Source organism: Marivita sp. S6314 (genome assembly GCF_023015985.1).
Taxonomy (GTDB): domain Bacteria; phylum Pseudomonadota; class Alphaproteobacteria; order Rhodobacterales; family Rhodobacteraceae; genus Marivita.
Genome location: NZ_JALKAO010000003.1, coordinates 98,716 through 118,353 on the forward strand (window position 1 = coordinate 98,716; position 19,638 = coordinate 118,353).

The 19,638-nt window shown below is 58.1% G+C and carries 16 protein-coding genes; 4 read left to right on the top strand and 12 right to left on the bottom strand.

Annotated elements, in window-relative coordinates; genetic code table 11:
* Positions 1-8: 8 nt before the first annotated feature.
* A complete protein-coding gene (locus tag MWU54_RS09050; RefSeq protein ID WP_247082383.1) occupies positions 9-1,376 on the top strand; it encodes an aspartate aminotransferase family protein in 1,368 nt (455 codons plus the stop codon).
* An 84-nt stretch (positions 1,377-1,460) separates the two neighbouring features.
* Here the strand turns inward: MWU54_RS09050 and MWU54_RS09055 are convergent, their stop codons facing one another.
* Positions 1,461-3,023 (bottom strand): inorganic phosphate transporter, encoded by a 1,563-nt coding sequence (locus tag MWU54_RS09055; protein WP_247083983.1) that lies wholly within the window; start codon positions 3,021-3,023, stop codon positions 1,461-1,463.
* A gap of 237 nt (positions 3,024-3,260) precedes the next feature.
* Between MWU54_RS09055 and MWU54_RS09060 the strand changes: the two genes are divergently transcribed.
* Both MWU54_RS09060 and MWU54_RS09065 read left to right on the top strand, forming a co-directional pair.
* The gene (locus MWU54_RS09060; RefSeq protein ID WP_247082385.1) at positions 3,261-5,075 is read left to right on the top strand and encodes a Na/Pi symporter; all 1,815 of its coding nucleotides are present in this window, start codon (positions 3,261-3,263) and stop codon (positions 5,073-5,075) included.
* A gap of 70 nt (positions 5,076-5,145) precedes the next feature.
* Positions 5,146-5,394 (top strand): hypothetical protein, encoded by a 249-nt coding sequence (locus MWU54_RS09065; RefSeq protein ID WP_247082387.1) that lies wholly within the window; start codon positions 5,146-5,148, stop codon positions 5,392-5,394.
* 63 nt (positions 5,395-5,457) lie between these two features.
* Here MWU54_RS09065 and MWU54_RS09070 read toward each other — a convergent pair whose 3' ends face one another.
* Positions 5,458-6,966: a malonyl-CoA synthase gene (locus MWU54_RS09070; RefSeq protein WP_247082389.1), complete on the bottom strand. Its 1,509-nt coding sequence runs from the start codon at positions 6,964-6,966 to the stop codon at positions 5,458-5,460.
* Between the two features lie 301 nt (positions 6,967-7,267).
* Between MWU54_RS09070 and MWU54_RS09075 the strand changes: the two genes are divergently transcribed.
* Positions 7,268-8,137, top strand: a complete 870-nt coding sequence (locus MWU54_RS09075) for a fumarylacetoacetate hydrolase family protein (RefSeq protein WP_247082391.1) — start codon at positions 7,268-7,270, stop codon at positions 8,135-8,137.
* A gap of 26 nt (positions 8,138-8,163) precedes the next feature.
* Here the strand turns inward: MWU54_RS09075 and MWU54_RS09080 are convergent, their stop codons facing one another.
* The 10 genes from MWU54_RS09080 to MWU54_RS09125 all read right to left on the bottom strand — a co-directional run bounded on the left by MWU54_RS09080 (position 8,164) and on the right by MWU54_RS09125 (position 19,638).
* On the bottom strand, positions 8,164-8,547 hold the full coding sequence (locus tag MWU54_RS09080) for a Na+/H+ antiporter subunit G (RefSeq protein ID WP_247082393.1): 384 nt from the start codon (positions 8,545-8,547) through the stop codon (positions 8,164-8,166).
* 9 nt (positions 8,548-8,556) lie between these two features.
* Positions 8,557-8,826 carry a K+/H+ antiporter subunit F gene (locus MWU54_RS09085; protein ID WP_247082395.1) on the bottom strand — a complete coding sequence of 90 codons (270 nt, stop codon included), beginning with the start codon at positions 8,824-8,826 and terminating at the stop codon, positions 8,557-8,559.
* Positions 8,823-9,314, bottom strand: a complete 492-nt coding sequence (locus tag MWU54_RS09090) for a Na+/H+ antiporter subunit E (RefSeq protein WP_247082397.1) — start codon at positions 9,312-9,314, stop codon at positions 8,823-8,825. Before MWU54_RS09090 ends, MWU54_RS09085 begins: the two co-directional genes overlap by 4 nt.
* 5 nt (positions 9,315-9,319) lie before the next feature.
* Positions 9,320-10,852: a monovalent cation/H+ antiporter subunit D gene (locus tag MWU54_RS09095; protein ID WP_247082398.1), complete on the bottom strand. Its 1,533-nt coding sequence runs from the start codon at positions 10,850-10,852 to the stop codon at positions 9,320-9,322.
* Positions 10,849-11,208 (bottom strand): Na+/H+ antiporter subunit C, encoded by a 360-nt coding sequence (locus MWU54_RS09100; protein ID WP_247082399.1) that lies wholly within the window; start codon positions 11,206-11,208, stop codon positions 10,849-10,851. Before MWU54_RS09100 ends, MWU54_RS09095 begins: the two co-directional genes overlap by 4 nt.
* A gap of 2 nt (positions 11,209-11,210) precedes the next feature.
* Positions 11,211-14,078 carry a monovalent cation/H+ antiporter subunit A gene (locus MWU54_RS09105; RefSeq protein WP_247082400.1) on the bottom strand — a complete coding sequence of 956 codons (2,868 nt, stop codon included), beginning with the start codon at positions 14,076-14,078 and terminating at the stop codon, positions 11,211-11,213.
* 182 nt (positions 14,079-14,260) lie between these two features.
* Positions 14,261-15,700, bottom strand: a complete 1,440-nt coding sequence (locus tag MWU54_RS09110) for a sulfotransferase domain-containing protein (protein ID WP_247082401.1) — start codon at positions 15,698-15,700, stop codon at positions 14,261-14,263.
* Between the two features lie 3 nt (positions 15,701-15,703).
* Positions 15,704-17,410 carry a beta-1,6-N-acetylglucosaminyltransferase gene (locus tag MWU54_RS09115; protein WP_247082402.1) on the bottom strand — a complete coding sequence of 569 codons (1,707 nt, stop codon included), beginning with the start codon at positions 17,408-17,410 and terminating at the stop codon, positions 15,704-15,706.
* Complete coding sequence (locus MWU54_RS09120) at positions 17,407-18,339, bottom strand: glycosyltransferase family 2 protein (protein WP_247082403.1); 933 nt, start codon at positions 18,337-18,339, stop codon at positions 17,407-17,409. The genes MWU54_RS09115 and MWU54_RS09120 overlap by 4 nt, the downstream gene beginning before the upstream one ends.
* A 120-nt stretch (positions 18,340-18,459) precedes the next feature.
* On the bottom strand, positions 18,460-19,638 hold the full coding sequence (locus MWU54_RS09125; RefSeq protein WP_247082404.1) for a glycosyltransferase: 1,179 nt from the start codon (positions 19,636-19,638) through the stop codon (positions 18,460-18,462).

Sequence of the window (19,638 nt, forward strand, 5' to 3'; positions counted from 1 at the left end):
TGTGCCCCATGGACCTGCGCCCCAATTCCGACGAAGCCCGCGACATCGCGTATCATTTCCACGGCTACACCAATGCCCGGATGCATGAAGAACAAGGTCCGATGATTATCGACCGGGGCGAAGGGGTGTATGTGTTCGATTCCGCGGGCAACCGCTACATCGAAGGCATGGCAGGCCTGTGGTCGGTGGCTGTCGGCTTTAACGAGAAGCGCCTGGTCAACGCGGCGACGCAGCAGATGCAAAAGCTGCCCTATTACCACAACTTCGCGCACCGCTCGCACGGGCCGGCCATTGATCTGGCAGAAAAGCTGATCGAACTGGCCCCCGTCCCGATGAGCAAGGTGTTCTTCACCAATTCCGGGTCAGAGGCAAACGACACGATCCTCAAGATGGTCTGGTATCGGTCGAACGCGCTGGGCAAGCCAGAGAAGAAAAAGGTTATTTCGCGCCTTCGCGGCTATCACGGCGTCACCATCGCATCGGCGTCGATGACCGGGCTACCGTACAACCACAAGTCCTTTGACCTGCCGATTGAGGGCGTGCTGCACACCACCTGCCCGCATTACTGGCGCGAAGGGCAGGATGGCGAAAGCGAAGAAGCCTTTGCCACCCGCTGCGCCGAGGATCTGGACGCGATGATCCAGGCCGAGGGCCCCGATACGATTGCCGCGTTTATCGCCGAGCCCGTGATGGGGGCTGGTGGCGTTGTTGTGCCGCCCAAGACCTATTGGGAAAAGATCCAAGCCGTGCTGTCCAAGTATGACATCCTGCTGATTGCCGACGAAGTGATCTGCGGTTTCGGCCGCACGGGTACGATGTTCGGCTCCAAGACGTTTGATATCAAACCCGACATCATGACGATGTCGAAACAGATCACGTCGTCCTATTTCCCGTTCTCGGCCTTCATGATGAACGAAAGAGTCTACGAGCCGATCGCCGACGAATCCGGTCGCATCGGCGTTCTGGGCCATGGTTATACCGGTGGCGCGCACCCGGTTGGGGCGGCAGTTGCTTTGGAAAACCTGGCGATCATCGAAGAACGTGACCTGGTGTCGAACGCCGCCGAACGCGGTGCGGAGTTGCAAGCCGGCCTCGCGAAATTCGTCGATCATCCGTTGGTTGGTGAGGCGCGCGGTGTTGGCCTGATTGCCGCGCTTGAGATCGTTGCGCCCGAGGGGCGTGAGGACGAATTCAATCCCGGCCAACTCGGTGCTGCGATGAACAAACACTTCCTCAAGAACGGGCTGGTCTCGCGCAATATGATGGACGCCATGGCGTTCTGTCCGCCGCTGATCGTGACCGACGCGCAGGTGAAAGATATCCTGTCTGCGGTCGAGAAGAGCCTCGACGGTTTCTCGGCTGAAATGGCTGCCTGAAACCAAACGCCGCGCCCCTGCCGGGCGCGGCTTTTTCCGGTCACGTTCTGACCCCTGCGTTAGAGGGTCATTCCAACCACTGACCTATGGCAACATCATCCCACGGATCATGTAGAAAAACATCGCCGACAGCACCGCTGCGATGGGAACTGTGATAATCCACGCTGCCGCAATGCGCAGAAGCAGGTTGCGTTTGACCAGTTCAACCCGGTGGACGCGCCCAAGTCCGCGCCGTTCCTGTTTACCAAGCAACCGGTCCGCCTCTTCCTGCGCTTTCATCGTGCGCAGCAAGACGCCTTTGGTGGCAACATCTGCGGCTTCGAACTCGGCCAGAAACGCCTCAACCGCTTCCGGGTCGCTGTCGGCATGATGGTTGCGAATATCGTCCAGCATGCGCGCATAGCTTGATTTGATGTATTCGCGCAGGAACCCAACACCGAACACACCGCCCACGGCGATGTGGGTCGAACTCACCGGCAGACCAAGTTGCGACGCGATGATGACCGTGATGGCGGCCGCCATGGCGATGCAAAAGGCGCGTGTCTTGTCGAGCTCGGTAATCTCGCTGCCGACCGTCTTGATCAGTTTCGGCCCATAAAGAGCCAGTCCCAGCGCAATCCCCATCGCACCAACCGCCATGACCCAAAGTGGAATGCCCGCCTTGGTCGAGATGCCGCCTTCGGTGATGGCATCATTGATCCCGGCCAACGGACCAACCGCATTTGCAACGTCATTCGCGCCATGCGCAAAACTGAGAAGGGCAGCGGCAAAGATCAGCGGGACGGTAAAGAGATCGTTCACGCTCGACTTGTGGTTTTCCATCTTGGCCGTCATCCGCGCAATATGGGGCCGCATGATCACATAGACCAATAGCGCTGCCACAACCCCGATCAGAAGCGCCATCGGGAAGGACACCGCAACGAGTTTCTTGACGCCCTTCAGCATCAAATAGGTCGAAAAGGCCCAGGCCATCACGGCAACCAGCACCGGCACCATGCGGTTGGCAGCTGTCAACACATCCCGCTTATAGGTGATCGAGCGTTTGATAAGAAAAAGAAACCCCGCCGCGATCAGTCCACCCAACACGGGTGAGATCACCCAGCTTGCCGCGATCTGACCCACAACTGACCAATCAGCAATGTACCAACCGGCTGCGGCGATTCCTGCACCCAGAACGCCGCCGACTATCGAATGCGTCGTAGACACAGGTGCCCCGATGGCTGTTGCGAAGTTCAGCCAGACCGCGGCCGCGAGCAGGGCGGCCAGCATGATCCAGATGAAAGTATCGCGATCTGCAACAAGGTCCGGATCGATGATCCCGCTCTTGATGGTGCCCACAACATCACCACCAGCAACCAGCGCGCCACCGGCCTCAAAAAAGGCTGCGATCACGATGGCCCCGGTCAGTGTGATGGCATGGGATCCCACCGCCGGGCCGACATTGTTCGCCACGTCATTGGCCCCAATGTTCATCGCCATGTAGCCGCCAATCATCGCCGCAGCGACCAGCAGAATCCCGTCAGTGCCACCATCGGTCCGCACAATCGTGAACAGCATGATTCCGACAATGAACAGCAGCGCCGTGCCAAACCGGAACAATTCATCCCGGTTTCGCTGCGCAGCGTTTTCGATTTTTTCGGTTCTCAACACGACAGGGTCCCCCGGGCTTTTGCGTGATCGAAGTGTGATCATCACAAACCGGCCAAGGACGCGAATGAGCCATGTCAAAGACAACACATTCAAGCATCGGTATGTCTTAGAATTGCAACACTCAGAAAGGGTGAAACCGGGTGGACGGAACGACGATCATTTTCAACGCACCGGTGTTGGTTGGCCCGCTTTTGCGCCCGCCGCTGGCCCGCCCGTATCAGCGGTTATAAGGCGATGACACGCTATTACCTTCCGGTTGTGATCGCCGGGCTGCTGCTGACCTTCTGGGTCAGTCCCGATGCGCAGGAAATCGCGGCAGGCGTCGCGATCTTTCTCTTTGGCATGCTCATGCTGGAAGACGGGTTCAAGCTTTTTGGCGGCGGCGCGCTAGAGCGGATCCTCGAACGCGCGACCGGTTCCACATTTCGGGCCATTTCGTTTGGCATTGCATCGACAACGCTCTTGCAGTCGAGCTCGCTGGTCTCTGTCATCACCATCTCGTTTCTCAGCGCGGGTCTGATCTCTCTTATCGGGGGGGTGGGGATCATCTTTGGCGCGAATATCGGCACCACAACCGGGGCGTGGCTGGTTGCGGGGCTGGGCCTCAAGATCAACATCGCGGCGTATGCGATGCCGATGATCGCGCTCAGCATCGTACTGGTGTTCCAGAAATCCAAGCCATTGCGCGGCATCGGTTACGCGCTTGCAGGGTTGGGGTTCCTGTTTCTGGGTATCCACCACATGAAAGAAGGCTTCGAAGCCTTCAAGGACCAGATTGATCTGACGCGGTTCGCGCTCACCGGGTTGCTGGGGCTGTTCGTGTATTCGCTCATCGGCACAGCCGCGACGGTCATCATGCAGTCAAGCCATGCCACGATGGTTCTGCTCCTGACAGCACTTTCCGCAGGCCAGATCAGCTATGAAAACGCGCTGGCGCTGGCCATCGGGGCGAATATCGGCACAACGATCACCGCGATCCTTGGATCACTGGGCGCGAACTTTCAGGGCAAGCGGCTGGCGCTGGCGCATCTGATCTTCAATTCAATGACTGCGTTGGTCGCGCTTGTGCTCATCGCCCCGCTACGCGATGCGGTGGACTGGATCAGCGATCTGGTTGGCCTTGCTCCAGACGACTACGCAATGAAGCTTGCGGTGTTTCACACCATCTTCAACGTGCTGGGCGTCGCGTTGATGTTGCCGTTTCTCACCCGGCTGATCGCGTTCCTCAAACGCAGGATCGTGGAACCAAAGCCTGACGTGAGCCAACCGCGCTTTTTGAACGAGGCCGTGGATGAATTTCCGCAGACGCTTGAAATCGCCCTGCGAAAAGAGGTGATGCACCTTTACGAGAATGCGGTTGAACTGATCCTGCACGGGTTGAACCTGCACCGTGACGAGGTGTTCGCCACCGACAATGTGGCCGCTCTGGTTCGGGACAGCCGCACCCCTTTGAACATCGACCTTGATGAAGGCTACGAACGCCGCGTCAAAACGCTCTATGCCGGGATCGTAGAATTCACGACAAGGGTGGGCGACAAACGGGTAGAGGCGGATATCGCCGAACGGGTTTATGCGCTGCGGGATGTGGCCAGCGATATCGTCCAAGCGGTGAAATCGGTAAAGCATCTGCGCAAGAACATCCTGCGCTACACGGTGCGCCGGCAAGGTGCCACGACTGAACTCTACGATGAACTGCGGACCGAGCTTGCGCGGATCACGGTTGAAATCCGCAAGCTTGGCCTGACCGAACCGGAACACCGGAGCGCACTGTGGCTGGATCAGGAACGCGCCCAGATCGAGGAAGACGCCCGCATGACGTCGCAACGTGTCGATACCCTGATCCGCAAAGGCGCGATCAATGCCACCGCAGCCACGTCGTTTATGAACGATTCCGGGTACGCTTACGGCGCGATGCGCGATCTGATCGAGGCCGCACGCAGATACTATATCGAACGCGAAAGCGCGATGGCCGAGGTCGAACGCCTCTTGTCGCTTGATGACGAGGAATTGGGCGAAGCGATCACCGATCAACCGCGGGAATCAAGCTGATGGTTGTCTCAGGTTTGCAGTCTAGCGGCTGCCGGGACACGCACCAGGGATCAGGATTGGAGAAACAGGGATGGGGCTGAAAAAGCTGGCCGCGAAAGTGGAAGACTACAATGCGCGCCTCGAAAGCGGGAAGGCGCACAAGATCAAGCCAAGCCATGTGGAGAAGGTTCTGCAGAAGCTTCGCAAGAAGGCCTCTGAACTGGATGCCGAAATCGCGGAAACCTCATCCGCCGACAAGAAAGCGCGTCTGGAAGGCAAACGGGCCATCGCACACACCCATATCGCGCGCGCCGAATGGTTGTTGAACGAAGTCACGTAGCATCGACGGGGGCAGTCGCCGATTGCGCTAGATCGCGGTTCTATCCACAGGCCAGCGGCGGGATTACGTGCGCTTCCCATAGGTGTCGCGCAGGACGTTCTTCTGGACCTTCCCCATCGTGTTGCGGGGCAGGGCGTCCATGATGTCGTAAACACGCGGATGTTTGAACCGGGCCAGCTTCGGCGCCACGTCTGCGGCAATCATGTCGGGCGTCAGCAATGCCCCCGGTTCCAGAACCACGGCCGCAATCACGCTCTCTCCGAAATCGGTATGTGCAACACCGTAGACCGCACTTTCCAGAACGCCGGAGATGTCATTGATCACGTCCTCGATTTCCTTGGGGTAGATGTTGTAGCCGCCTGAAATAATGAGATCTTTTTGACGCCCAACAATGCTGATGCGCCCGTCTTCGGCCATGATCCCAAGATCACCGGTCATAAAGAATCCGGAGGTTCGTAGTTCCTCTGCGGTCTTCTCGGGCATCTTCCAATAGCCCTGAAACACGTTCTCGCCGCGCACTTCGATCATACCAATCTCGCCCTTTGGCAGCGGTGTGCCATCATCGGGATTGGTGATTTCGACCTCGCACCCCGGCAAAGCATAGCCAACAGTTCCGGCGATCCGGTCTCCGTCTAACGGGTTTGACGTGATCATGTTGGTTTCCGTCATGCCATAGCGTTCAAGAATGCGGTGTCCCGTCCGGTCGGCAAATGCGGTATGCGTTTCGGCCAGCAGGGGCGCGCTGCCCGACACAAAGAGACGCATGTTCGCGCAGCGGTCCGGGGTCAACCGGTCGTCCCCAAGAAGCCGGGTGTAAAAGGTTGGCACACCCATCAAAAGCGTGGAACGCGGCAATTCTTCAAGGATCATCTCCAGGTCGAACTGCGCCATGAACCGAACCTCGGCACCAGCCAGAAGGCTGGTGTTCATGGCAACAAACAGGCCGTGGGTGTGGAAAATCGGCAGAGCATGGATCAGACGATCGGCTGACGTGATCTGCCACAGATCAGTCAGCGCGCGGGCATTCGACAGCAGGTTCCGGTGAGACATCATCGCGCCCTTGGAACGCCCCGTTGTTCCCGACGTATACAAGAGCCCGACCAAGTCATCGGGCCCGCGCGGGACAGTTGCAAACTCTGAAGGTTGATCATTGGCCCGCTGGCTCAGGCTGCCGGACCCATCCGCGGCCAGCGTCAGGACTTTGGCACCAGTGCCGTGACAAAGCTGCGAAATGGCCTGTTCGTCCTTGGCATCACACACCACGACGGCGGGTTCCGCGTCTTGGATAAAATAGGTCAGTTCGGCGTCCGTATATGCCGTGTTCAGCGGCAGATAGACCGCCCCTGTTTGCAACGACGCACCGTAAAGGGCAATAGTGTCGGCCAGTTTCGGGCTTTGCACCACAACCCGATCGCCGGGGTTCACACCACACGCCACCAATGCATGCGCCATCTGGGCGACCCGCGCGACGAAGTCTGCATAGCTCAGGGTGTTGCCCGAGTCCTGAACCAGAAAGGGGGTATCGTTCGTCGCATGTGGCGCGATCAGCGCGTCGTAAAGGATATTTGTCACGGGGGCGGGTCCTTGGGCTTTGTTCGCGTCGCGTCGTCAACATGTCAATTTGCACAGGTCGGGTGCGTGTGACCTGTGCAAGCTGTGTTTGCTTCATCGTGTAGATTGTGGATTTCACCGCTTTTGCCAAGGCGAAACCGTGCAACGCGGTCAGTAGATGCAGCCATCCCGGTCATATGGCATGTCGTGAGACCTTACGCTGTTTTACGCAATCCATCCCGCTCTAGTGAATTGAAAAATCGACTGTTATCACTATGCGTAAAAGGTGTGGGCACCTGCGAAGCTGACAAGGATAGCAAACATGAAATACCTGGTGGGCGAGACATCCAAGGAACGTGCGGTCTTTGCCGTCACTGGTGAAAAGGCCGTGAACCTGACGACCTTGAATGCAGAGATTGGCACGGACCTGATGGCCTTGGCGCGTGATCCCGGCCTGATCGACACAGTAAAAAACCAAATCGCCGATGCGCCCACGGTTTCGATTGATGCCATCACACCGGCGCTGCCCATCGCGCACCCCGGCAAGATCTTATGCCTTGGTCTGAACTACACGGACCACGTCAAAGAAGGCGGTTATGACATCCCGGATTATCCTGCGTTTTTCATGCGGGGCAGGAATTCGGTCATGGCGTCAGGTGCACCGCTCGTGCGGCCGTCCAGTTCGGACCAACTCGATTACGAGGCCGAACTGATGTTCATCATCGGAACCGGCGGGCGGCATATTCGGGAGGATACCGCGCTAAATCATGTCTTTGGCTACACCACCTTCAACGATGGTTCGATACGGGACTTCCAGAACAAGACCCATCAATGGACGCCGGGAAAGAACTTTGACAGCACGGGTGCCATTGGACCAATTGTCGTGACCCCTGATGAACTGCCGACCGGGGCCAGCGGGTTGAACATTGAAAGCCGTGTTGGTGACGAAATCCTGCAATCCTCCACTACGAGCAATATGTTCTGGTCCGTGGCGCAAAGCATCGCGACCATCTCTGAATTTGCCACACTGGAGCCCGGCGACATGATCGCGATGGGCACACCGCCGGGTGTCGGTATGGCAAAGACACCGACGCCCCGGTGGCTCAAACCCGGAGAAACCATCGAGGTTGAAATCGAAGGCATAGGTGTGTGTGCGAATCCGGTCGTCGATGAGAGCGATCTGCAATCCTGAGCAGTGACCGACTGATCGCGCGCGCTTTAGATGTCCCGCGTATCCGGGCTGCCTGCGGGGGGATCATCATAAACTGACCAGCCAAACGCACCGTGACTGGACGGCAGATCCTGCGCGCGCATGTTGCGGGCGATATAGGCCTTGGCAATAAAGTTCGCGGTGATGGGGGCTGTCAGAAACAGGAACATCGAGATCAGCAATTCGTGCACGGAAACATGCCCGGTCTTGGCATAGAAATAGATCATCGACGCAATCAGAACCCCGCCCACGCCCAGCGTTGTGGCCTTGGTCGGGGCGTGCAGGCGTTGCAGGCTGTCTTTGAGTTTGATCAGCCCGTATGAGCCGACAAAGCCAAAGATCCCGCTGATCACGAGAAAGATGGAAATAAGAAGTTCAGCCAGGAAATTCATAGTCCATCCTCACTCGATAATGTCGCCGCGCAACAAAAAGCGGCAATAGGCGACGGTTGAAACGAACCCGACCATCGCAACCAGCATCGCCGCCTCAAAGTAGATCGCGGTGCCACGCCAAACGCCATACAACACGAGCAGCGCAATCACATTGATCACCATGGTGTCCAGCGCAAGGATGCGATCCGCTGCGTTGGGGCCAACCGCGATCCGCCAGAGATCAAGCAGCAAAGCAACACCGTAGCACCCGGCAGCAAACAACAAGGCATATTCGATCATGGGAAGATCTCCAGCAAACGCCGCTCGTAGCGGGACTTGATCTCATCGCGCACAGCGTCGGGGTCATCGGTGTGTAGGCAATGAACCAGGATGGAATTACAATCGGCAGACAACATGGCCGATACGGTACCGGGCGTCATGGTGATTGTCCCTGCAAGAACCGTGATCGCCTCGGCAGATTTAAGTTCGATGGGCACCGGGATCCATTGCGACCTGATGTTCGGTTCGCGCTTGAACAGGATGATCATGGCGACCTGAACGTTCGCCACGATGATATCCCAAAGAACAACCAGCACGTATTCCGCGATCTTGAACGGCCGTTGGATCTTGGGGCGGTTGGGCCAGTAGGCGGCGGTGATCATCGGAATGCTCAGGCCGATCACCGTTCCAAGGATCAGGTTGCCAAGCGTGAACTTGTTGACCAGGCCAATCCAGACAAACACAAGGACAAGGCTCAGGATCGGGTGTGGGACGAGGCGTCGGAACATGGGCGTTAACTCTCCTCGTTCGGCTCAAGCACAGCGGCGATATAACCCGCACGATCAAAAAGCTGTGCCGAGGTGTTTTGAAGATAGGTTGTCGCCGGTCCGGCAAAGACCGCCAGTGCCGCCAGCATCGCCAGTGCGATCATCGTCGGGGCGACTTCCAACGCGGTGGCCGCGTTTGGTGGAGGCACCGCCTCGTCTTCGGCGTCGTCCACTGGCATGGCCGTGGACTTCCAGAACAAGGTACTGCCCGCGCGCGCAAATCCCAGAATGGTCACAAGCGACCCGATCAGGATCGCGCCCCACGCCCAGCCCATCGCGCCGGGTTCGCGCAGGGCATCCATGACAAGCAGTTTACCCAAGAATCCGCTGAGCGGTGGCATACCGGCCATCGCGATGGCCGACCCAAAGAACAGCGCTGCAAACAACCCGTTTTGGACCGTTGGCGCAATCGGTCTCAGCACGTCAGTGCCGCGCCGCGTGACAACCAGATCAGCGATCAGGAACAGGCAAGCGGCGGCGAAGGTGGAATGCACCATGTAGTACAGCGCTGCGGTTGTTGCCGTCGGCGTGAAGGCCGATATTGCAACGAGCAGCGTTCCCATGGATCCGACAGCAGAAAAGCCGATCTGGGTCATCAGCCGTTTTGCGCCAAGAACCCCGATGGCACCAATCGCAATGGTCACGATGGAGGCGATGAACAGCCATGAATTGGCCAGCCCTTCGGTGCCGGGAACGTCTGGTCCAAACACAACGGTGTGCACGCGCAGGATCGCATAGGCACCCACCTTTGTCATGATCGCGAACAAGGCCGCCACTGGTGCCGGTGCATTTGCATAGGTCGCGGGCAACCAGAACTGCACCGGGAACAGTGCGGCCTTAACGGCGAACACGATCATCAGCAGAATCGCGGCGACACGGACGAGCGAGGCTTCTTCAGCCGGGATCTGGGGAATACGGACCGCGAGGTCCGCGATATTCAGCGTGCCCGTCGACGCGTAAAGCGTGCCAAGTGCAAACAGAAACAACGTCGATCCCGCGAGGTTCATCACCACGTATTGCAACCCGGCGCGCATGCGGTCCTTGCCGCCGGAATGGATCATCAGCCCGTACGACGCAATCAACAGGATCTCGAAAAACACAAACAGGTTAAAGATGTCCCCGGTCAGGAAGGCACCGCAGATCCCCATCAACTGGAACTGGAACAGCGCATGGAAATGCCGTCCCCTGTTGTCCCAACCAGTGGCAATCGCATGAACCAGCACGACCAACGCCAGAGCCGCTGTCAGAAGCACCATCAACGCAGAGAGGCGATCAAGCACCAGCACGATGCCAAAGGGTGCAGGCCAGTTGCCCAGTCGATAGATATGCGTGTCACCGTCAACGGCCATCACTGCCAGACCGATGGAGACGGCCAGCAACAGAACCGTTGCAGTGACCGAAGCCGCGCGCGCCAGGGTGATGTCCCACCGCATGACAAAGCCGATTAGCGGCGCAAACATCGCCGGAAGAACGACGGGTAGAATGATCCAATGCATCATGCTTGGGGCTCCGTCGCGTCGTCTTCGGCGTTTGGATCAATGTTGATCTCGTCGCTGCCTGCTTCGAGATAGGCACCAAGACCAATCATCACCAACACCGCAGTCATCCCGAAGGAAATCACAATCGCGGTCAGAACAAGCGCCTGTGGCAAGGGATCGGTGTAAACCCCGTCGCCGTACTTGTTGAGGATGGGCGACATGTCGATGGCAAGGCGCCCACTGGCAAACAGGAACACGTTCACGGCATAAGACAGAAGCGCAAGGCCGAGGATCACGGCAAAGGTCCGCAACCGCAGAAGCAGGTAAACGCCCCCTGCGGTCAGAACGCCAACCGTGCTTGCAACGATAATCTCCATTCTCAGACCTCCGCCTTGTTCGCAGAAACGGGTTCTGCTGGGTCATAATCCATTGGCGTCTCGTTCACCTCTGCAGCCGTGCCTGCCGATCTCGCGATCCGCGACAGGCTGTAAAGCATCAGCATCACCGCGCCGAGGACGGTCAGGAACACGCCCAGATCGAACAGCATCGCGGTTGCCAGTTCGAATTCCTCGATCGGCGGCAGGTGCACATAGGTGTATGCGCTGGTCAGGAAGGGCCGCCCGGCCAGCCATGCGCCAGCGCCGGTCAAACCCGCGATAACAACGCCGATCCCGATCATGGTGTGGTATTCGATTTTCTTGCGTTCTTGTGTCCAGGCAAAGCCTGACGCCATGTACTGCATCAACAGCGCAATCGCGATCACCAATCCTGCAACGAACCCGCCGCCGGGTTGGTTGTGACCGCGCAGGAAGATGTAGATCCCGACAACCACCGCAATCGGCATCAGCACGCGCGTCACCACAACCATCATCAACGGGTGACGGTCGCGCGACCGGTCTTGCGAATAATCGGTGTTCTTGAGCCTGCGCGCGGCCGGGCCTTCCAGAAGCGCATGCATCAGCGCGTAAATCACGAAACCCGCGATGCCCAAAACGATGATCTCTCCGTAGGTGTCATACCCTCGGAAATCGACGAGGATCACGTTGACCACGTTGGTCCCGCCACCGCCTTCATAGCTGTTGGCGATGTGGTATCCGGAAATCGTATCGATATCGCGCATCATAAAGGCATAGGCCAAAGCGCCAACGCCACCACCGGCCACCACCGCAATCGCGCCGTCGCGCAGCTTGAGCCCCAAAGGGCTTTCCTTGGGCGTCATCTTGGGCAGGAAATGCAAAGCCAGCAAAAGCAGCATGATCGTGACCGTCTCGACCGAGATCTGCGTCAGGGCCAGATCAGGCGCGGACAGGTAAACGAACCCGGCTGAAATCGACAGGCCGATAATGCCAATCAGAACCAGCGCGCGGAAGCGGTGGTGGTGCATGACGACAACGGAAACCGTTGCCACGATCAGCATCACCCACCCCACCGCGATCACGGCGGGAACAGGTAGCAAGTCGCGTGTTGGCGCAGACAAGCCGCTTCCGGAATAGGCAACCCATCCCAACGCCACAGACGTCACGGTAAAGATCGCCAGATACCGGCTGATTGCGCCGTTGTGTGACCATTCCGTGATGCCCCGTGTCAGCGTGACGAGGCCGGAAATCAAACGGTCAAAGATGGCTTTGGCTTCGGGACGCGGGGCCTTGATCCAGGCCATATCAAGCGGCCGGTGGATCAGCAGCAACAGCAAACCACCCGCCACCGCGATCACTGACATCCAAAGCGCAGGCGTCACGCCATGCCAGATCTTGAGATGCGGATCGAGCGTCTCGCCGGTCACAGCGCTTGCCGCGGCTGCGACGATCCCATCCGCAAGGAACGGCATCGTGCCAATCACCAGCACCAACACGCAAAGCAGGGCAGGGGCGGCCCACATGCCAAAGGGCGGATCATGCGGCTTGGCCGGATAGTCGTCGCGCACCGGGCCAAGAAACACATGACTGATGAACCGGAACGAGTACGCGACGGACAAAAGCGCGCCAATCGTGGCCAGCACCGGGACGACGTAATAGCTGTCCAGCCATTTGGTGTGCGACGCTTCCTCAAGCATCATCTCTTTCGACAGGAACCCATTGAACAGCGGTATCCCCGCCATCGACAGCGCCGCAATCGTGCCGATGGCAAAGGTGATCGGCATCAGGTGCCTGAGGCCTCCAAGCCGTTTGATATCGCGCGTATGCGTCTCGTGATCGACGATACCGGCAGTCATGAAGAGCGCTGCTTTGAAGGTCAGGTGGTTGATGATGTGGAACACCGCCGCAACCGCTGCAGCTTTGGTTCCAAAACCCAGAAGCATCGTCAGAAGGCCAAGATGGCTGACCGTTGAGAACGCCAGCAGTGCTTTGAGATCATCCTTGAACAGCGCAATCAGCGCTCCGAGCACCATGGTAATCAAACCCGTGGTCGCCACGATGTAGAACCACGCCTCCGTCCCCGCCAGCGCAGGCCACATGCGCGCCATCAGGAACACGCCCGCTTTGACCATCGTGGCCGAGTGCAGATAGGCCGACACAGGCGTCGGCGCCGCCATCGCATGCGGCAGCCAGAAGTGGAACGGGAACTGCGCCGATTTGGTGAATGCGCCCAGCAGGATCAGGATGAGCGCGGGCAAGTACCACTCGGACGCCTTGATCTGGTCGCCGGCTTGCAGAATGTCGGTCAGGTTGTAGCTGCCCACGATATTGCCAAGGATCAGCATCCCGCCAATCATGGCCAGACCGCCTGCCCCCGTCACGGTCAACGCCATTTTAGCGCCCTGACGCCCCTCTGGCAGATGCTTCCAATAGCCGATCAGCAGGAAGGACGACAACGATGTCAGTTCCCAGAAGATCAACAAAAGCAGGATGTTATCTGACAGAACGATCCCAAGCATCGCGCCCTGAAAAAGCAGCAAATAGGTGTAGAATTGCCCCATCGGATCATCGCCCGACAGGTAGAACCGCGCGTAAAGCGTGATGAGCAGACCAACACCGGTGATCATGCAGGCAAACAGCAGCCCCAGCCCATCAAGGAAAAAAGACGCCGACAACCCCAGTTGAGGCAGCCACGTGATCTCGGCCTGAATGATCTCGCCGCGCAGAACCGCAGGCGCAAGGATTAAGAGCATAACCAGTGCTAAGGCCGTTGGCATCGCCGTGAACCATGCACAGGCCGTTCGCCCAGCCCGGATCATAACACCTGGCACCAACGCCCCAACGAACGGCAAGAGCGCGATGATAATCAACAGATGGCCCGCGTGGCTCATAGTCCAACCTTGTGCGAAGTTTCGTCCGAAGCTGGATAACGAGTGTCGCGGGTGCTGTAAAACAGTCTCTGGTCTTTGAACGTATCCCTGCGACGCGAATGCACCGCCGTCGCACGTGTCTGCGCTGCGACTTGTTCATGCGGTACGGGGGCAAAACCCGCGCTGGAGACGTCGCCTTTCGGCTACGCGGCCCGCGCCGCATCGAAATCCGCGAAACCGAACATCATGTAGTCCCGCGGGTATGCGTCTCTGGCCAACTTTTCGAGACCGGGTCCATAGATCGCCTCAAGTTTCGACTGATCGGGATGGGCCGCGGCCGGAACCGCAGGTGGGGACGCTATTCCAACGCGCCGGGCCATATCGGGCAGCGCAGAGCAAAGGTCTTCTTCGCGGATCAATTGATCTGGCAGACAGAAATCCGCCATGCCCTGAAGGCACGCCGCTTGACTGGCCCAATGTGCATCCACCCGGACGCTGGTTTGTCCGTTCAGATTGGCACGGAGAAACGCCAGAAAACCCTCAAACGCAGCGCGGTGGGCCTCCAGGTCGTAGGCTGGATCACTGGGGTCGTCCGGAAGATCAAGACCATGAAACCGGATCAACTGATTGCGGATCATGTTGAAACTGCCGGGACCGGTGCTTAGGATCTGGTCACAAAAAGCCGCGTGCGCCCGAGCCAGCGGATGTCGTAACACGGTGAACCTCTGATGACCGGGATGGTCCTGCAGCCATCCGCGCAGCGTCTTTTGGTTGAACTTGCTGACAAGTGTGCTGCCGTCCCCATCAAGCGCGGACATCCAAGCCTCGACCTGTTTTTCGGGCCCTGAGCGAATGGGGAGATACAACAAGGGGTGATGCGCGCAGGCTTTGTAGGACGGTACAACCGGCCCGCGTCTTGGTTCAAAATTCGGTGTGCGGGTCAGATCGAAACGGTCCAGACCCCGCAGCGCAACTGTCATCTGGTCAAAATTCGCAACCTTTTCTGACAAGGGCTGCGGGTTTTGCGGCTTCAGATTGCTTTCAAACGCCTCGGGCCTCATCGATATGCCCAACCACTGCGCCAAGCCGCTTAACACGTCGATGTCATGCAGATCGTCATACCCGATATAATAGGCCGATTGCCCGGTCACCTGCAGCGCGTGCATGATCTCAAGCTGGAATGCCTGAATGCGGCCAATATGACGTTCAAATTCATGCAGATCGAAATGCGCCTGCGCGGATTTGCGGTTCTTGACGTTGGTCAGTTTCCACTGATCCGTCGCGCGCGCGATCTTGAGGCTGATATAGCTGTCGATCGGGTTGCGGGTCAGGATGATCTTGGCGCAGCGCGGATCGGTCAGGATAGCAGGCAAAACCCGCGGATCGTGATCGTGAAAAAAGCGAAACCCGCCAAGGCCGTCGGATTGCTGGCGAATGGTCGCCAGCAAGCGTTCGGGCGTGTCCTCGCGTTGCTGTTGCGTGATGCCCAGAATGTCTGACCGGTTGGGATAGCCGATGAAATTTGGATTGAACGCCTCGCCATGGCAGGTGACGCCCTCAATCTGATTCAGGTAATCCTCCAGAAGATTGGACCCGGTCCGCATGTCGGCGAAGACAACAAAACTGTCAAAAGTGCCTGACACGATCTATCGCTTCACCAAGTATGGACGGGGGCGTTGCGTTTGCTGCGCCGGGGGGTGAGCAATCGGATCCGCCGGGAAATCCCCCATCAGATAAGGATGCATGCCCTGATTTTTCAGGTTCTGAAGGAATTGCCCGAACCCGGTCAGGTCCACCATGCGCGGCGCTTCGGTCAGGCGGCGGTTGGGTTGAAAGCCGATTTCATCGACAATGACCTGAATCGCCTCCATCGGGCTTTCGATGAATTCCGCCATGGTCCAGATGCGCTTGCGGCATTTCGAATACGGCGACCGCAACGCATCCAGCATTTCCGTTTCGATCTTCTGCAGCTGCGCGGCTTCGCTGCGCAGATCACTGAATGTCCGGTTCGATTGGAACAACGGAATGGCCCAGGCCCCGCTGATCACGGAGACTTGCGCATTGGGGTCTTTGGCGATGTCCCACATCACATGCGGTGTGCTGCGCGGACCGGTCTGGAAACACTGACGTTCGCCACGCGTGTTCCACAAGAGGTTGGTCAGGAACATCTTAGGATCATAGTCGCGCAGGGTTGCGCTGTCCGACAGCGCCCCATTCAGTACCGTCTGACCATCGGCAAAATGCGCGCGATCCGGAGCAAACAGGTGCCCATGCACCTTGGCCCCCGTGACCTGCGCGAGCCACGGTTCGAAATCCGTAAACAGTTCGGTAAAGCCCTGAAACACGGAATACTTGGCCGCTGTTACCCCGTTTTCCCAATCCTCGTTGGGGTGGCGGCTTTGCATGTAAAGACCGGGTCGCCCGCGCGTTCTGCGATCCACCGCCTTGGCAAAGATGCGGTCAATCTTGCCGGGGTTGGGTTCCTGCAGGCTCAACTCTCCGGGTTTCGGGTTCAGGAACGTCTCGTAGAGCCGATCCGCGCTGGGCCAGATCTTGCGCGCCACAAAGCAGTCGGAGCGACGCAACAACTGCAGGTGATCATCATAGAAGATATGCGGTTTGCCCTGAAAATCGAATTTCGACAGCGTCAGGGATCGGCTGACAATATTGGTCGAATACAATCGCGACAGGGTTTGAAAGTAGCTTTCGTCCGGGATCCACACATGCCGGAAATACCGATCATAGGTTTTGCGCTTGGGGTCCTGCAGGATCGAGGACAGGGTTTGCCGCGTCAGGCACCACCATTGGCTGCCCATATGCGGGACCAGCCCATCGGGGATTTTGCGGGTATAGCCGAACTTGCGCTGCAATTCGACAAAGCGGTCAAACAGGTACCGGTTGCGCCGCCAAGAAAACGGAAACCGCATCGTAAAGCGTTCTTCATCCAGGCCCCCGACAGTCCAGGGCACGTCGGCAGTTGTGGCGCTTTCGATATGGTCGGTTCTGGGCCGCGCTTTCAGGTAGTCGATCAGCTCTTGCACCGGTCGCAAGGGCAAACACGCTCCCGAGGTCAGGTAGACGTGGCTGACATCCTCAAACTCGGCCAGCATCAACTCGCTGGCATCCTGACTGGCGGCAACCAGCCCCCACGATCCCCAATCGCAGCGATGGCGGCGCGAGAACCGGATCAGGGGATCGTCGCTGAGCCGTTGAGTGAATATCTTGTAGCGCTTGGTCGACACCATCTGGTCGACATGGATCACAACCGGGCAGCCCGCTTTGGTCCAATGACGCGCAATTTGTTCGGCGCGGTGCAGCGCCGTGTGGGCCAGCATGATGATGCCGATGCTCATGCCCAGTTCCCCATCGACATCAGACCCAGGATTTCAAGCTGACGCCAGTTGATGTATTTCTCGGACCACTTGCACCAAAGTTCCGGATTGTCCTGCAACGCGCTGGCATAGGCCACGTATTCAAGGCTTCCCGCGTAGTGTTCGCGGCGCTTCAGCTCTTCCATCGCCTTTTCGTTAAAGGTGCTGAGGAACTTGGTGTGCAGCAACGCGCCGGACGCTTTTTCCCCGCCCCATTCGTCATAGACATAGTTCAGACCGCGCGGCAGCAGCATATGGGTGGAGCTGGTATAGACATACCGGTTGTGCCACTTCACCAGTGGGATCTTGTTCAACGCCGGTGCCGCTTCGGGCCGGTCTGCAAAGAACACCCGCGCGCGGGGGCCGCCCTGAATCCAAAGGTTGCCCAGCAAATGATTGCGTTTGAGCGTGTAGTTCCCGGAATCAAACCACGCGGCGATTTCCAAGGGGTTTTGACCCGCCTGATACGGCACCGCATCAATCCTGCTCTTGGGATACATATCCAGCAACATCGCGCTGAAGGACCGGATAGACGACGCCTCAAGCCAGTCTGTCAGCGCGGGTAAGGGACGCGAGTCGCAAAACGGGTAGACGAAGAATTCGTCGGGATCGACCGTCAGACACCAATGATCATGGCCGTATTTGCGCAGCAGCCAGTTGATCCAGTCCATCCCGAACCGCGCCCGTTTGTAACTTTTGCGCGTGTGCCAGACGGACACATCCGGTTGCTGTGCCAGCAATTCGGACGTGCCATCGGTGCTGTCATTGTCGACAAACAGGAAATGGGACACGCCCATGTCGCGGTAGTATTTGAGGAAATACGGAAGCCGCACACCTTCGTTGCGCAGCGTACAAAACAGCAGGATATCGGTCTTGCGGATTTGGCCGGTGCGATTAGCAACAGGTTTCATCTCGCGGCGTTTACGAAACGCGCGAATTCTCCAGCGTTTTCGCTGAAGCCGAAGCCCATATCTTTGAACCACGCTCAATGGTCAGCTCTCTATGCCTGCGAACGCACCGCTCGCGGGGTATCAAAGAAGTGTAAACAGCTGGTTGAAATGTGCCTGCCAACCGGGGACATGCACTGCCCCTTGCCTGTTCTGCTCACCGCCTTGGCCCCGACGTCTTTGCGCCAGTTGCTCGATATTATTGCGCCAAGAGTAACGATCCGATTCGCCTGCGTAAATAGGGTAATCTTTCAGCAGTTCTTTGAAGACCGGCAGCGGACTGCACAGAACCGGGATATCGAGCTTTGCCGCCTCAAACGCGGGGTATCCAAATCCCTCTGCGAGGCTCGGAAACAGCAACCCGTTGCTTTGGCTTAGCAGCGCCCACATGTCGGGATCTGACAGATCGTTCAACTCGTGCACATTGCGCGGATGTTGATCGAGACGCTCAAAAATCGCGTCGCTCATCCATCCTCTTTGCCCGCATATCAGTAAATGGGGATCCTGATCGCCATCGAAGTCTGACCAGAGATCCAGAAGAAACCCGATCTGCTTGCGCGGTTCAATCGTTCCGATCGTGATGAAATAGGGGCGGTCCGTCCATGGGCCAACCGGGGCATTCCCCAATGGCATGTCGTGCAATCCGGGGAGAAGCACATGAATATCTGTGTCCCATTTTTGGTGAACGTGCTGCAGTATATCGGTCTTGGTCACGGACGAGTTGCACAGCACGATGTCGGAAAACCGATCCACGCAGTTTAGAAATCGCTTGAACCGAAGGCGCGATTTTTGCGTTTGGGTGTCCGGCCAGTCCAGTGGAATTGTGTCGTGCACATAGGTGACGATGCGCGCGCCTTCGATGCCTTTGGTGGCGTGAATGACGCGATCATTAAAATTGGTTTGACCCACATTCAGATAGACCGCACCGGGGGGAAGATGTCGTTTCAACATCCGTTTCAGTCGCAGCGGCGTTGACCGATCCAACGCCATCCTCCGCAATCCGGTTTCTGTAATCGCACGCGGCTGATCCGTGCGGCGGCCCCAGCGCGAGATCAGATCGACCTGCGTCCAGAACGGGTCCACGACATGGCGCAGAAGGGCGGCACAGCCGTCTTTGTCGAGCAGAAGAAACCCCAGCTTGGTGCGCACCAGCCCGAACAAGGGCGTATCACAGGCGATGAGGTGTTCAAGATAGGCCCGCTCAATGCGGTCAATTCCCGTGGCACGTTTCTGAGCGCGACTGACCGTGCGCGTGACATCCAA

Excerpts from the sequence above, each read along its gene's own strand:
- MWU54_RS09050 (WP_247082383.1), top strand. The coding sequence starts at position 9 with ATGGACCTGCGCCCCAATTCCGACGAAGCCCGCGACATCGCGTATCAT.
- MWU54_RS09060 (WP_247082385.1), top strand. The coding sequence starts at position 3,261 with ATGACACGCTATTACCTTCCGGTTGTGATCGCCGGGCTGCTGCTGACC.
- MWU54_RS09065 (WP_247082387.1), top strand. The coding sequence starts at position 5,146 with ATGGGGCTGAAAAAGCTGGCCGCGAAAGTGGAAGACTACAATGCGCGC.
- MWU54_RS09075 (WP_247082391.1), top strand. The coding sequence starts at position 7,268 with ATGAAATACCTGGTGGGCGAGACATCCAAGGAACGTGCGGTCTTTGCC.
- MWU54_RS09080 (WP_247082393.1), bottom strand. The coding sequence starts at position 8,547 with ATGAATTTCCTGGCTGAACTTCTTATTTCCATCTTTCTCGTGATCAGC.
- MWU54_RS09085 (WP_247082395.1), bottom strand. The coding sequence starts at position 8,826 with ATGATCGAATATGCCTTGTTGTTTGCTGCCGGGTGCTACGGTGTTGCT.
- MWU54_RS09090 (WP_247082397.1), bottom strand. The coding sequence starts at position 9,314 with ATGTTCCGACGCCTCGTCCCACACCCGATCCTGAGCCTTGTCCTTGTG.
- MWU54_RS09095 (WP_247082398.1), bottom strand. The coding sequence starts at position 10,852 with ATGATGCATTGGATCATTCTACCCGTCGTTCTTCCGGCGATGTTTGCG.
- MWU54_RS09100 (WP_247082399.1), bottom strand. The coding sequence starts at position 11,208 with ATGGAGATTATCGTTGCAAGCACGGTTGGCGTTCTGACCGCAGGGGGC.
- MWU54_RS09105 (WP_247082400.1), bottom strand. The coding sequence starts at position 14,078 with ATGAGCCACGCGGGCCATCTGTTGATTATCATCGCGCTCTTGCCGTTC.
- MWU54_RS09115 (WP_247082402.1), bottom strand. The coding sequence starts at position 17,410 with ATGAGCATCGGCATCATCATGCTGGCCCACACGGCGCTGCACCGCGCC.
- MWU54_RS09120 (WP_247082403.1), bottom strand. The coding sequence starts at position 18,339 with ATGAAACCTGTTGCTAATCGCACCGGCCAAATCCGCAAGACCGATATC.